The organism is Actinoalloteichus hoggarensis (genome assembly GCF_002234535.1).
GTDB classification, from domain to species: domain Bacteria; phylum Actinomycetota; class Actinomycetes; order Mycobacteriales; family Pseudonocardiaceae; genus Actinoalloteichus_A; species Actinoalloteichus_A hoggarensis.
Map to the genome: position 1 here is coordinate 2,731,174 of NZ_CP022521.1, position 11,996 is coordinate 2,743,169.

At 69.8% G+C, this 11,996-nt stretch carries 11 protein-coding genes; 5 read left to right on the top strand and 6 right to left on the bottom strand.

Annotated elements, in window-relative coordinates:
• Positions 1-455: 455 nt before the first annotated feature.
• Entirely contained in the window at positions 456-1,580 is a 1,125-nt protein-coding gene (locus AHOG_RS12035; RefSeq protein ID WP_211290580.1) for a zinc-binding dehydrogenase, read from the top strand.
• Positions 1,581-1,608: 28 nt separating this feature from the next.
• Here AHOG_RS12035 and AHOG_RS12040 read toward each other — a convergent pair whose 3' ends face one another.
• Together AHOG_RS12040 and AHOG_RS12045 are read right to left on the bottom strand one after the other, a co-directional pair.
• Complete coding sequence (locus AHOG_RS12040) at positions 1,609-2,157, bottom strand: cupin domain-containing protein (protein ID WP_093941436.1); 549 nt, start codon at positions 2,155-2,157, stop codon at positions 1,609-1,611.
• A 31-nt stretch (positions 2,158-2,188) separates the two neighbouring features.
• A complete protein-coding gene (locus tag AHOG_RS12045) occupies positions 2,189-3,523 on the bottom strand; it encodes a cytochrome P450 (protein ID WP_093941437.1) in 1,335 nt (444 codons plus the stop codon).
• A 369-nt stretch (positions 3,524-3,892) separates the two neighbouring features.
• On the opposite strand from AHOG_RS12045, the gene AHOG_RS12050 reads away from it, so the two are divergent.
• The 3 genes from AHOG_RS12050 to AHOG_RS12060 are packed head-to-tail and all read left to right on the top strand — an operon-like array spanning position 3,893 to position 6,271.
• Positions 3,893-5,062: an aromatic ring-hydroxylating oxygenase subunit alpha gene (locus AHOG_RS12050; protein WP_211290581.1), complete on the top strand. Its 1,170-nt coding sequence runs from the start codon at positions 3,893-3,895 to the stop codon at positions 5,060-5,062.
• A 7-nt stretch (positions 5,063-5,069) separates the two neighbouring features.
• Entirely contained in the window at positions 5,070-5,591 is a 522-nt protein-coding gene (locus tag AHOG_RS12055; RefSeq protein ID WP_093941439.1) for an aromatic-ring-hydroxylating dioxygenase subunit beta, read from the top strand.
• A complete protein-coding gene (locus AHOG_RS12060; protein ID WP_093941440.1) occupies positions 5,588-6,271 on the top strand; it encodes a maleylpyruvate isomerase N-terminal domain-containing protein in 684 nt (227 codons plus the stop codon). Before AHOG_RS12055 ends, AHOG_RS12060 begins: the two co-directional genes overlap by 4 nt.
• A gap of 123 nt (positions 6,272-6,394) precedes the next feature.
• Here the strand turns inward: AHOG_RS12060 and AHOG_RS12065 are convergent, their stop codons facing one another.
• Both AHOG_RS12065 and AHOG_RS12070 read right to left on the bottom strand, forming a co-directional pair.
• Positions 6,395-7,300, bottom strand: coding sequence for a prenyltransferase (locus AHOG_RS12065; protein ID WP_093941441.1), 906 nt, complete (start codon positions 7,298-7,300; stop codon positions 6,395-6,397).
• 101 nt (positions 7,301-7,401) lie between these two features.
• Entirely contained in the window at positions 7,402-8,196 is a 795-nt protein-coding gene (locus AHOG_RS12070) for a methyltransferase domain-containing protein (RefSeq protein WP_093941442.1), read from the bottom strand.
• A 263-nt stretch (positions 8,197-8,459) separates the two neighbouring features.
• On the opposite strand from AHOG_RS12070, the gene AHOG_RS12075 reads away from it, so the two are divergent.
• Complete coding sequence (locus tag AHOG_RS12075; RefSeq protein WP_157736774.1) at positions 8,460-9,020, top strand: PPOX class F420-dependent oxidoreductase; 561 nt, start codon at positions 8,460-8,462, stop codon at positions 9,018-9,020.
• Here the strand turns inward: AHOG_RS12075 and shc are convergent.
• Both shc and AHOG_RS12085 read right to left on the bottom strand, forming a co-directional pair.
• A complete protein-coding gene (shc, locus tag AHOG_RS12080; protein WP_245856705.1) occupies positions 8,957-10,897 on the bottom strand; it encodes a squalene--hopene cyclase in 1,941 nt (646 codons plus the stop codon). The two genes, AHOG_RS12075 and shc, sit on opposite strands and share 64 nt — an antisense overlap.
• Before the next feature lie 55 nt (positions 10,898-10,952).
• Positions 10,953-11,984, bottom strand: coding sequence for a polyprenyl synthetase family protein (locus AHOG_RS12085; RefSeq protein WP_093941445.1), 1,032 nt, complete (start codon positions 11,982-11,984; stop codon positions 10,953-10,955).
• Between the last annotated feature and the right edge of the window lie 12 nt (positions 11,985-11,996).

Genomic DNA, 11,996 nt, shown 5'->3' on the forward strand with positions numbered 1-11,996 from the left:
ACAGGTGCGTCGCGTCCCATTCGAGAGCGCCCGCTCCGAGTCGATGTGATCGGCTCGGACTTTAGTGGCGTGCCGCCGACGGGGAACAGTCCCGGCGAGGCTGGAAGTGGCCTGCGGTTTATGCACACCGGTCGGTCGACCGTCATTCCGAGAATCGGATTCGGCGAATCGTCCGGATGCTGTCACGGTCGTTCGACCGCACTCCCGATGAATTCTTGAGTCCGGATTCGTCCCCGTGGTGGTGTGATACGGCATGATGCGAGACCGCGGATGACGCCGGGTCGGCCGCTCTGCTGGGAGAGGAAACCGATCCGACGGCGGTGCGGCATTATCGCCTCGACGAATCGCGGGACTCTCGCGGACCACTCGGACGAGTCGCCGCCGCCGCGGGTGCGCTCGACCGAGTGCGACAACGCCGAGGGCACGACCTCGGCGAACCGATCACTGGAGGTCCTGTGTCCGTTGTGTTCGCTGCCCCGTCGCAGGCCACGTCTCCGTCGAACTCCGTGCTCGAACACGGGATACCGGAGTCGATGAAGGCCGTCGTGCACCACGAGTTCGGCGGCCCGGAGACCCTGTCCGTCACCGAGCTGCCGGTCCCGACACCCGCGCCGGGCGAGGTGCTCGTACGAGTGCGTGCCGTCAGTGTCGGCCGGACGCTGTGCGTCGAGACCAGGGCGGGACGCCTGCCCTTCGCACGCGACCTGACGCTGCCCCACGTCCTGGGCGCCGACCACGTCGGCGAGGTCGTCGCGGCGGCGGCGGACGTGGACGCCGCACTACTGGGTCGTCGGGTGGCGGTGTTCCCGGTGGTGCACTGTGCCCGCTGCCGCTTCTGCCTCGTCGGCCGCACGGAGAGCTGCGCCGACCTGCGGCTGATCGGCGTCCACCGCCAAGGCGCCTACGCGCGCTACTGCGTCGTGCCCGCCCGCAACGTCCATCCGGTGCCCGAGGGCGTCGACGACCTCGAGGCGTGCGCGCTGGCGCTGAACGGCGCGGTGGCCCGGCGTCAGCTCGACCTCGCCGAGGTGACGGCGGACTCGTGGGTACTGGTCCACGGTGCGTCGGGGGGACTCGGCTCGACCCTCGTCCGACTGGCGTCGCACCGGGGCGCGCGGGTGGTGGCGTGCTCCCGCCAGGCTCGCAAGCGCGAGCTGATGGCGGGACTCGGGGCCGACCTGGTGCTCGATCCGGATTCGCCCGTCTTCGCCGAGACGATCCGCGAGGCCACCGACGGCACGGGCGTCGACGCGGTCGTGGACAACCTCGTCGACCCGGACCTGTGGGCGCGTACCTCGCCGCTGCTGGCCGCCGGCGGGACGGTCGTGTGCTCCGGCGCGATGGCAGGGGGGACGGCACAGCTCGACCTGCGGCAGACGTACCTGCGCAACCAGCGAGTCCTCGGCGTCCGCACCGCCCGGCCCTCGGACGTCGACGCCCTGTGGCGCGACGTCGCCGACGGACTGCGGGCCGTCGTCGACGCGGACTCCGTCTTCACCCTGGAACAGGCCGCCGACGCGCACCGCCACCTGGAGGAGGCACACCACTTCGGCCGGGTGGTGCTCACCGTGGACGACTGACGGTGAGCACCACCGACCGCACGGCGGTTCAGGTCATCCGTGTCGAGGTGGGGTCCACCCGCGTCATCCCGTAGCGCTCGAACAGCGGGCCCAGCGCGGCGAGATCGAGTGCGCCGCGCCGGGCCAGGCTGTCCGCCTCCAGGAACCAGCCCTCGGGCCCGGCCGGAGTGAACATCGTGAGGTGCCTGCCGCCGGCAGGCCCGGCCGTGAGCTGGTGTGGCACCCCACGCTCGACCTTGACGACGTCGCCCGGCCCGCAGTCCAGGATCGTGTCGCCGATGCGGAACCGGTAGGCGCCCTCCACGACGTGGAAGAACTCGTCCTCCTCGCGGTGGATGTGCGGGTCGGGGCCTCGGTCGGGAGCGAGCCGCATCTCCAACAGGGCGAAGGCGTCACCGGTGTCCTGCCCGGCCAGAAGCACCGATCCGTCCAGGAAGGGGAGTCGGAAGCGAGCGCGCTCGGCCGAAGGCCGGAGGAGTCCCCACGGAAAAGGCGTCCTGGGGAGCGCGGTGGTCGGACCCGGCGAGCCGGTGGACGCGGTCGTCGAGACCGCCGATCCGGCCGATGTCTCTGACATCACTGGCACCTCTCCTGGTGATCACGGACGATCAGCGCTGCCGCACGACGACACGTGTGCCGCGGTCAGGCATGAAGGTGACGTGTCGGAGGCGGGAACGCTCCGAGCGGTCGTCGACGCGGTGGAGGTCCACTTCGGCGAGCACGGTGCGCAGCACCTCCTTCATCTCCAACAGCGCCAAGGCGGCGCCCACACAGCGTCGGGCACCACCGCCGAAGGGGACCCACGCATAGGGATCGGGCTTGTCGTTCAGGAACCGGTCCGGCCGGAACTCCTCCGGCGCCGCGTAGTTGTCCGGCGACATGTGGACCAGACCGGCGGAGATCATCACGTTGACGCCCGCGGGCAGGTTCCACGGGCCGAGCCGGACGGGCGCGGCGGCCTTGCGCGCCGTGATGGGCGTGATCGTCCTGATCCGCAGCGCCTCCCGGACGAGGGAGTCCAGCTGCGCTTCGAGCGACGGGTCTCCCAGGTCGGCGGCGGCCTGGATGCGGTGCATCGCCTCGGGATGCTGCACCAGCCGTTCCAATGCCCACGCCATGCCGGTGGACGAGGTCTCGTGCCCGGCCAGGAGCAGCGAGATGAGCAGGTCGACGAGTTCGACGTCGTTCTCGGCGAGGTCGCCGCCGCCGGACAGCACCATCGAGAGGGTGTCGGTGCGCTCGGCGAGGTCCGTTCGGGTCCTGCGGTCCGCGATCTCCTGTGTGAGCAGCTCACGCGCCTCCGCCTGGATGCGCAGGTACCGCTGCCAGGACGGCGTCTTCCGCAGTCCCGACCACATCATCGGACCTCGGTCGAAGGAGGCGACCCGAGGCAGCAGCGCCCGCAGTCGTCGTGTCCTGGTCTCGTCGGTGACGCCGATGACGATCCGCAGGATCACCTCCAGCGCGATGGACTGCATCGGTTCTAACAGCGCGACGGGAGTGTCCCTCGGCCAGCGGGCGACCTCGGCACGGGCGATCTCGGCGATCTCGTCCGCGCTGTGTCGGACGGCCTTGCCCTGGAATGCGGCCGAGACGCTGTGCCGCCGACGTCGATGCTCCTCGCCGTCCTGGACGACGAGCGAGGTGGGACCGAGCACCTCGCCGAGGCCCATGTCAGCGGAGTGCTCCCCGGCGCGCAGCACGTTCGGGTCCGCGGCGAAGACGGCCTTGACCAGTTCCGGGCTCGACACGAAGACGCAGGGCCCCCAGCTCAGCGTGCGCAGCGTGAAGCAGTCGCCGTAGCGCCGTCGACACGAGTCGAGATACGGCTGTAGGCGTCCGGCCAGCATCACGGTCTGCAGCAGCGCGGGCGAGTTCGGTCCCGGCGGCAGACCGTCGTGCGACGCGGGTCTGCGTACGGCGAGTGTCCGTGATTCTCCCATTGGTCCCTCGTATTCGTCGTCGGGTGGCGGCGCGCCAGGCGCGGCCTGGCGCCGACTCAATCAGTTATCGGACGCCGAGAACAGTCTTGAACAGATGAATATCGATTGCATCGGGGTTTCGGCGTCCGACCGGCGACCACCCGACGCAGTGCGCTGAGCCGTTAAGCGCAATAATGGTCCGATCGGGTGTCTCGATGCTCGGCTGAGTGCTAATCTCCGGCAGCGAATGACACGGGCACAGCAATAGCTCTCCGTAGCGAGGAGTCGGTCATGTCGACACCCGGAACCGTCTCGTCAGAAGAACCTGTCGTGGATTCCGGCCGTACGCGGGAATGGCCGGGTTCGAGTGTCTCTCGTGTTCCTTACTGGGTGTACACGGCAGCCGACGTCTACCAGCGAGAGCAAGAGCGGATCTTCGCCGGACCATTCTGGAACTACGTGGCTCTGGCGGCCGAGATCCCACGTCCCGGCGACTTCGTCCGGACGTTCGTCGGCGGGCATCCGATCATCGTGGTGCGGGCCGAGGACGGGGCGATCAACGCCGTGCTCAATCGGTGCGCGCACCGGGGACTGGAATTCTGCATGGAACGGTCGGGCAACGCCCGCCGTTTCGTCTGCCCCTACCACCAGTGGACCTACGGCCTGGACGGCTCGCTGCGCGGTGTGCCCTTCCGCCGAGGCGTGCAGGGCAACGGCGGGATGCCCGCCGACTTCGACCCGGCCGCGCACGGACTGCGGAGGCTCGCGGTCGCCGAGCGCAACGGCGTGGTGTTCGCGAGCCTCGATCACGCCGTACCGCCCCTGGAGTCCTACCTCGGTGCCCGGATGGTCGGCTACTTCGACCGGGTCTTCGACGGGCGCGAGCTGACGGTGCTCGGTTATCAGCGGCATCGCATCCCGGCCAACTGGAAGCTGATCTTCGAGAACATCAAGGACCCGTATCACGCCAGCCTGCTGCACGTGTTCCTCGTCAGTCTGGGGCTCTTCCGCGCCGACCAGCCGTCCCGGGTGCTGATGGACGAGACCGGCGGGCACGCGGTCCTCAGCTCCCGACGGGGCGAGCAGCGGCACACCGACGCCACCGCGGACATCGCGAACCTGGACACCGCCCTGCGGCTGGCCGACGCGACCATGCTGGTTCCGGCCAAGGAGTTCGCGGGCCCTGAGACCGTGGTCATGCAGACCCTGTGGCCGAACCTGATGATCCAACAGCAGACCAACACGCTCGCGATGCGGCAGATCGTCACGCGCGAGGCCGGCGTGACCGAGCTGCACTGGACCTACTTCGGTTACGCCGACGACGATGCCGAGATGACTCGGCGTCGCCTGCGTCAGGCGAACCTCCAGGGGCCCGCCGGGCTGGTCGGCATCGACGACTGGGAGGTCCTGGCCTACAACCAGCGTGGACTGGCGGCCTGCGACGACGCGGCGGCCGTCGTCGAGATGGGCGGCCACGGAACCGAGGACACCGAGCACATGGTCACCGAGGTGGCCATCAGGGCGTTCTACCGCCACTATCGCCAGGTGATGGGACTGTGAGACACCGATGAGCGAGACCACCGAGACCGTCCCGGGACGGGCCGTGGGGCCTGCCGCGTCGCTGGAGCTGTGGTTCCGGGTCCTGCGGCTCTACACCGACTACACGGAACTGCTCGATGAGAAGCGGCTGACCGAGTGGCTCGGGCTGTTCGAGGACGACTGTCGATATACGGCGATCTCTCGGGAGAACGCGGACGCCGGACTGCCGCTGGCGATGATGCGCTGTGAGGGGGTGCCCGGACTCGCCGACCGGGTCAACGCGATCGAGAACGTCTCGGTCTACGCGCCGAGGACGATGCGCCACCTCTTCTCGGGACTGCGGGCCCACCACACCGCCGAACCCGACCTGTTGTCGGTCGAGGGCTCGTTCATCGTGGCGCAGAGCCTCAGCGAGGAGCACACCGAGGTCTACGCCTCCGGGCGTTACCGCGACCTGGTGCGCGACGACGGTGCGACCCTCCGCTTCGCGGAGAAGACGGCCGTCTACGACGGCGCGCTCGTCAAGAACGCCATGGTCTATCCGCTGTGACGTCGTCGCCCGAGCAGAGCGCCGAGAAGCGGGCCGACGGCACGGCTTCGCTCGATCAGACGAGCCGGGCGAACGGACTCCCGACCGATCTCGCGCTGCTCACCGAGAGCTGGGCGGCCTGGGCGGCACTCGGCACGGTGCTCGGCGACGCGGGCTGGCGGTCGTCGACGCGGCTCCCCGGCTGGACGATGACCGAGCTGTACGCCCACGTCGCCAGAGGGGTCGGCGTTCTCGGCGCAGCCGTGGACGGCCGCTCGACGCGCCCGCCCGCCCGTGTCGACGCGGCCGACTACTTCCGGTATCTCGGCGGACTGCCGGACGGGCAGGCGATGGTGGACTCGGCGGCGCGTGCGGCGGCGCTCGCCGGGCGGGACGAACTGGTCGGCTGGTTCGTCGACGACGCTCCGGCGGTCCTCGAACGGGTTCACGCCTCCTGGGGTTCGGTCGTGTCCAGTCCGGCGGGCGACATCGCGCTCGGCGACTACGTCCTGACGCGACTCGTCGAAGGCACCGTGCACCTTCTCGACGCGGTCTCGGCCGTGGACCGGGCGCCGGAGCCCGCCGCCGAGGCCCTGGCCAGGACGGCCGATGTGCTCGTCATCCTGGCGGGCCCGGCCCGATTCGTGGACGTGGCCACCGGCCGGGCGGCCTGCCGGAACCTGTTCCCGGTACTGACCTGATCGGCTCGAGTGCGCGCGGTGCGTGTGCGCACGGTCCCGGCTCGCACGTGGACTACCGACACCGGACGGGACCGGCCGGGCGGGGATCCGTATCGGCGGCCCCGCCCGCGCCGACCCGTCCGATCACAGCCAGGCGCCGACGCTGAACAACGCGAAGTTCGCGATCATCAGCAGATACAGCCGGGCCCAGGAGACCATCCGCTCGCCGATCGGACCCCGCAGGACCGTGACGGCCAGCGCCGCGGTCCAGGGCACGGTGATCAGTGGGAGCAGATACCAGGGCGCCGACAGCAGCACCGCGATGCCGACGACGCAGAGATAGAAGCCGGACAGTCCCACGACGTAGAGCGACTTGGTCACCGAGGGCGAGACGAGCTGCGGCAGCGTCGTCTTGCCCACCGCGGCGTCCTTCTCCACGTCACGGGCGTTGTTGTGCAGCATCAGGCTCATGAACAGGAAGCCGGCTCCCAGGGCGGCCAACACCAGGGCGCCGTCGACCCGTCCCACGTTCACCCAGCCGACCACCAGCGTCACCATCGTGCCGGTGAACACGAAGTCGAGCGCCTCGCCGAGTCCGCGATGCCCGAGCGGCCGACGGCCGCCCGCGTAGGCGAAGTAGGCGAAGTACAGGATCGGGATGGACAGCAGCAGCCACGGGGTCGTCGTCACCGCCAGATAGCCCGCGCAGACCCAGGCCAGCACGAATCCGGCCATGCCGACGCGACGCACCGCGCGCATGTCCAACCCGAGGGCCAACGAGCTGTCGGGACGAACCCGGTCCGGTCGATCCAGGCCTCGGGCGTGGTCCTCGTAGTCGTTGATCAGCCGTCGTCCGATGCCGTCGAAGACGAACATCGCCAGCGTCAGCCCTACGCGCCACGGGGACAGGTTCTCCAGGTGGTGGGCGGCGGAGACGGCGTAGGCGCCCTGGAGCACCAGGACGAGGATCAACGGCGGGCCCGCGGCATGCACCCAGTCGAGGAGACGGACGGGTCTCGGATGCGACAGGGCCGCCGAGTCGGTGGTCATGGATGACTCTCCCTGGGAGTGTGGGCTGGTCCAGCCGCCTGCGGGGACGAGCGGAGCGCCGGTGTCCGCGCGGCGGTCGTCGGTGAACCGGTTCCGCGGTCTCAGCCCGGCTGCCGCGCCGCGCCCGCGCTCACCGGCGAGGCGGCCTCGCGGCGACTCGTCGCGGCCGAACGCGCCCGCTTCACGCCCACACCTTGGAACAGAACGCTGGTGTTGCGGGACGGGACGAGACGGATCTCCGATCGGCGGCGGAGGAGGAATCCGGGGATGTCGCTCTTCTTGGGGGTGAGTCCCTGGAGCCGCAGCGGGACTCCGTGGGCCGCCGCGGCTCGCACCAGACCCGCTCGGTTCACGAACAGTCGGTGATCGTGGCAGCCCTTGGGGGCCTTGACGCGAAGCGGCAGATTCTCGGCCAGCGTGATGATCAGCAGGCGGGCTATGAGGGTGTCCGGGATCGTGTCCACCACGAGGGTTCCGCCCGGCCGAAGGATTCGGCAGCATTCGGCGATCACTCTGGCCGGATCGCTGACATGCTCCAGACACTGGCCCGCGGTCACGACGTCGGCGGACTCGTCCGCCAACGGAATGCGATTCATGTCGCCGCGAATCACATGGTCCACGCCGTGGGCGCGGGCGACTCGGCCGCTCTCGGCCGAGAGGTCCACCCCGACGTGCGTGTATCCCTTGCCGGCCAGGTGCGGATGCAGGAGACCACCCCCGCACGCCACGTCCACCAGCACGGCGTCCGTACGGGTCGCGGTGGGCACCAGGGCTGCGCGACAGCGGGCGATCCAGGACAGTGAGGCGAAGGTCCCCTCGGGGTTCCACCACTGATCGGCGAGTTCGTCGTACTGGCGAGGATCATTCGGAACCCGAGTGCGGCCCACCGTCGTCATCCCGTCGTGTCGAGTACTAATGAGAATTGCAGAGAAGCATGCAGGGTGCCTGGCGCATCCACAGAATGGTCTATGCGCCGTTCGGTGGCAACCCTCGTGATCGTCCCGAGTGATACTTGAGTGCGCGTTCAGGTGAACGCAGCGAAACTGAGATGAGTAGTGGTCGAACAACCGCTTTCGGATTCCCGGGGGCCTGGTCATAATCGCGGGTCAGCCGGTGCCGAATCGGTATCGAAACGTGCTCAGGACTAGGAGGCCCCGCCGTGAGCGATGCAGTCCGTTCGCACCGACCCGCCCGTCGATCCGCCCGGCCGATCGCAGGCCGGGCACTGCCCGGCGGTCGGGTGGCAGACCGGCTCAGCATCCCGTCGGCTCGCATCCTCGCGCTGCTCGACGCGATTCCCGACCACGTCGAGCCTGCCCCGGAGTCGATCGCCGAGGGAAAGCAGACCCTGTTGATCACGTTCCGACGGGACGGCTCCCGCGTGGCGACACCGGTCTGGGCGGCACGGGAGGCCGGGATCGTCTACGTCCGCACCCAGCGTCCCTCGGGGAAGGTCAAGCGGGTTCGGCGTGAACCTCGAGTCCTGCTCGCCCCCTGCAGCACCAGGGGCGTTCCCGCAGGCCCCTCGGTCACGGCCCGCGCTCGCCTCCTCGGGCCTGCCGAGGAGGCGAGCGCGGAGCGCGCGCTACGTCGGGGTTACGGGCTGATCCGCGCCGCCTGCGCGCTGGTCCAGGATCTCCTGCGCGTCGACATGTGCTACCTGGAGATCGTCCTCGACGACGCCGCCCGCGCCGGCGACGGCGAACCGGCGACCGGCTGACGCCGATACCTGCCCAACGCCATGATCGGGAAGATCTGCCGGTAGAGCGGGTATCCCATGTAGAAGTCACCGGGGAAGCCGGTTCCGGTGTAGAGGTGTTCCTCCCAGGTTCCGTCCGGCAGCTGCCTGTCGATCAGCCAGTCGATGCCACGTCGGACCGCGTCGGTGTCCTCACCCTCGCCTGCGGCGTGAAGGGCGAGGAGCGCCCACGCGGTCTGCGAGGGCGTCGACTCGCCCCGGCCCCGCCACGAGTCGTCCGTGTAGGAACGCAGGTCCTCACCCCAGCCGCCGTCGGTGTTCTGGTGGTCGAGCAGCCAGCGCACCGCCCGACGGATCGAGCGGCTCTCCGGTGCGGCGCCCGCGGCGATCAGGGCGGGCACGGCGGCCCCGGTTCCGTAGACGTAGTTCGCCCCCCAGCGCCCGAACCACGATCCGTCCTCCTCCTGCGTCCGCAACAGATAGAGGGCACCCTCGCGCACCGTCGGGTCCTCGGGTGGCAGTATCCGGGCGAAGGCCTCCACCACGTGCGCCGTGATGTCCACCGACGGGGGATCCGTGGCGATCCCGAAATCGCAGAACGGCAGCTGGGCGAGGACCTCCGAGGTCTTGTCCGCGTCGTAGACGGCCCAGCCGCCGTTCGCGGACTGCTGCCCCGCGAGCCAGCCGAAGCCGCGGTCGGCCGCCGCCGCGGCACGCTCCGCGGTCGACGAGCCGCCCGCCTCGGCCATCCGATGCAGCGCCAGGACGACGACACTGGTGTCGTCACAGTCCGGGAAGTGCTCCATGGTGAAGGGGAAGGACCATGCGCCCGGCACCAGATCGGGCCGGTTGACCGCCCAGTCGCCCTTGGTGCGGACCTCCTTCTCGAGCAGCCACTCCGCGGCGGCACGCACTCGCTCGTCGCCGGGGTCGACGCCCGCGTCCATCAGGGCGAGCACGGCCAGCGCCGTGTCCCAGACCGGTCCAGGACAACACGCGACTCGGCGCGCGGCCCCCTGCGGCGTCTGCTCCGGGACGGCGAAGCGGCTCAGCCCTCGCAGACCGGCAGCCATGGTCGGGTGGTCCGCCCGATAACCGGCCGCGCCGAGCCCGAGCAGCCCGAACACCGTGATCAGGTGGATGCCCAGCCAGGAGCCGTCGGTCTCCTGATGACGCATCATCCACTGCTCGGCCAGCCGGATCGCCGTGCGCCGCACCCTGGCGACGGGCCGCCGCTCGTAGCGGTGAAGCAGCCGGTCCGTCCGAACGAACATGCCGGGCCAGCTCAACAGCGGCGGATCGGGCTCGGCCGGCTGGGGACGCTCGGACCGCAGCTCGTCGACGTCGAAGGGCACCGTGATGGTCGGGCGGTGCGAGCTGATGAGGCTCAGCGGGATGACCGCCATCCGAGTCCAGCCCGAGAACCCGTAGACGGACATCGACGACTCGCGGGGCACGAACATCAGTTCCGGGGGGATGACGGGCAGTTCGTCCCAGGACCACTGACCGAGGATGGCGAGCCAGATCCGGGTGACCATGCGGGTGCGACCGATTCCGCCCGCCTCGCGACAGTAGGCCGCCGCCGCGGCCATGTGGGGCTCGTCCGGCCGATCACCCGCCAGTCGTAACGCCAGGTAGGCCTCGACGGTGACCGACAGCTCCGCGGGCCCGCCAGGGAAGGTGGCCCAGGTGCCGTCGGCACGTTGTCGGGATCTGATCCAGCGGGCCGTGGTCTCGGTGTACTCCTCGGTTCGTGTCCCGAGGAACTCGTGCAGCAGCAGCTCACCCGCCTCCGCCGTGACGTTCGTCAGCATCGGCGCGTACCAGTGGCCCTCGCTGTCCTGCTGCTTCGCCAGCCAGTCGACTGCCTGAGTGAGAGCGTCATCGACCTTGGTCATGGTCTCCTCTTGGTGATTCATCGCTTCGGGAATGCTTGATGGTGCGCGCCGCGGCTCAGGCGACGACCGGGGTCTCGACCCGTTCCGGTCGGGGCAGCAGTCGATCGATCTCGGGCATCAGCAGTCGCGCGACGTCGATGAGTCGCTCCGCCGAGTCGGGTGCGACGCCGGGCAGGGCTCGCACATCGGACAGCGCCTGCTCGATGTGGGTCCTCGCCACCCGCAGCGACCGCTCCGCCGCGTCGGTGCGGCCCAGCACGGCGAGGATCTCCGCCCGGCGCCGCGGGGTGAACTCCCCCTTGCCGAGCAGCGGCCGGAGTTCCGAGGGCCGCTCGCGCAGCGCGTAGATCACCGGCAGCGTGTAGACGCCGTTGGCCAGGTCCTGTCCGGACTCCTTGCCGGTCACGCCGTCCGGCGCCCAGATGTCGAGTACGTCGTCCCAGATCTGGAACGCGATGCCGAGATTCCGGCCGTAGGAGCCCATGCCCGCTCTGGCGACCGCGTCGCCGCCCGCGGCCGCGGCGCCGAGCACCGCGCCCGCCTCCATGAGGGCGGCGGTCTTGCCGGTGATGGCGGCGAAGTAGGCGCTCTCGGACCGCGCGACGTCGTAGAGGTCCAGGCCCTCCTGCAGCTGCCCCATGCAGACCGTCTTCAGGGTCTCGCCGACGAGCTGCATCTGCAGGGCGCCCAGCGACGCCGCGATGCCGGTCGCGCAGGCGAGCAGGTAGTCACCGGAGATCAGCGCCGTCGCGTCGCCGAACAGCGCGTTGACGGTCGGATGGCCGCGCCGGGTCTCCGCCTGATCGCACAGGTCGTCATGGCATAGCGTGGCCAGGTGGAGCAGTTCCACGGTCACCGCGGCCGGGATCACCGACTCCGTGGGGACCGCCGGGTTCACGACGTAGGCCGAGGTCAATGCAAGCGTCGGCCGGAAGAGTCTGCCTGGTCTGCGGATGAAATGCTCGAAAGGCCCTCTCGCTCGTTCGTCGCCCACAGTCACCGAATCGCTGATCGCCCGCCGCACCGCCGCGAGATCTGAGGTGAGTCGGGGAAAAGAAGAACTGCTCGATGACGATCCGGATGTCATGTGCACCGCCCC

What these genes read in the sequence shown, in the direction of transcription:
- AHOG_RS12040 (WP_093941436.1), bottom strand. Translation starts at nt 2,157, where the DNA reads ATGTCAGAGACATCGGCCGGATCGGCGGTCTCGACGACCGCGTCCACC.
- AHOG_RS12045 (WP_093941437.1), bottom strand. Translation starts at nt 3,523, where the DNA reads ATGGGAGAATCACGGACACTCGCCGTACGCAGACCCGCGTCGCACGAC.
- AHOG_RS12055 (WP_093941439.1), top strand. Translation starts at nt 5,070, where the DNA reads ATGAGCGAGACCACCGAGACCGTCCCGGGACGGGCCGTGGGGCCTGCC.
- AHOG_RS12065 (WP_093941441.1), bottom strand. Translation starts at nt 7,300, where the DNA reads ATGACCACCGACTCGGCGGCCCTGTCGCATCCGAGACCCGTCCGTCTC.
- AHOG_RS12070 (WP_093941442.1), bottom strand. Translation starts at nt 8,196, where the DNA reads ATGACGACGGTGGGCCGCACTCGGGTTCCGAATGATCCTCGCCAGTAC.
- shc (WP_245856705.1), bottom strand. Translation starts at nt 10,897, where the DNA reads ATGACCAAGGTCGATGACGCTCTCACTCAGGCAGTCGACTGGCTGGCG.
- AHOG_RS12085 (WP_093941445.1), bottom strand. Translation starts at nt 11,984, where the DNA reads ATGACATCCGGATCGTCATCGAGCAGTTCTTCTTTTCCCCGACTCACC.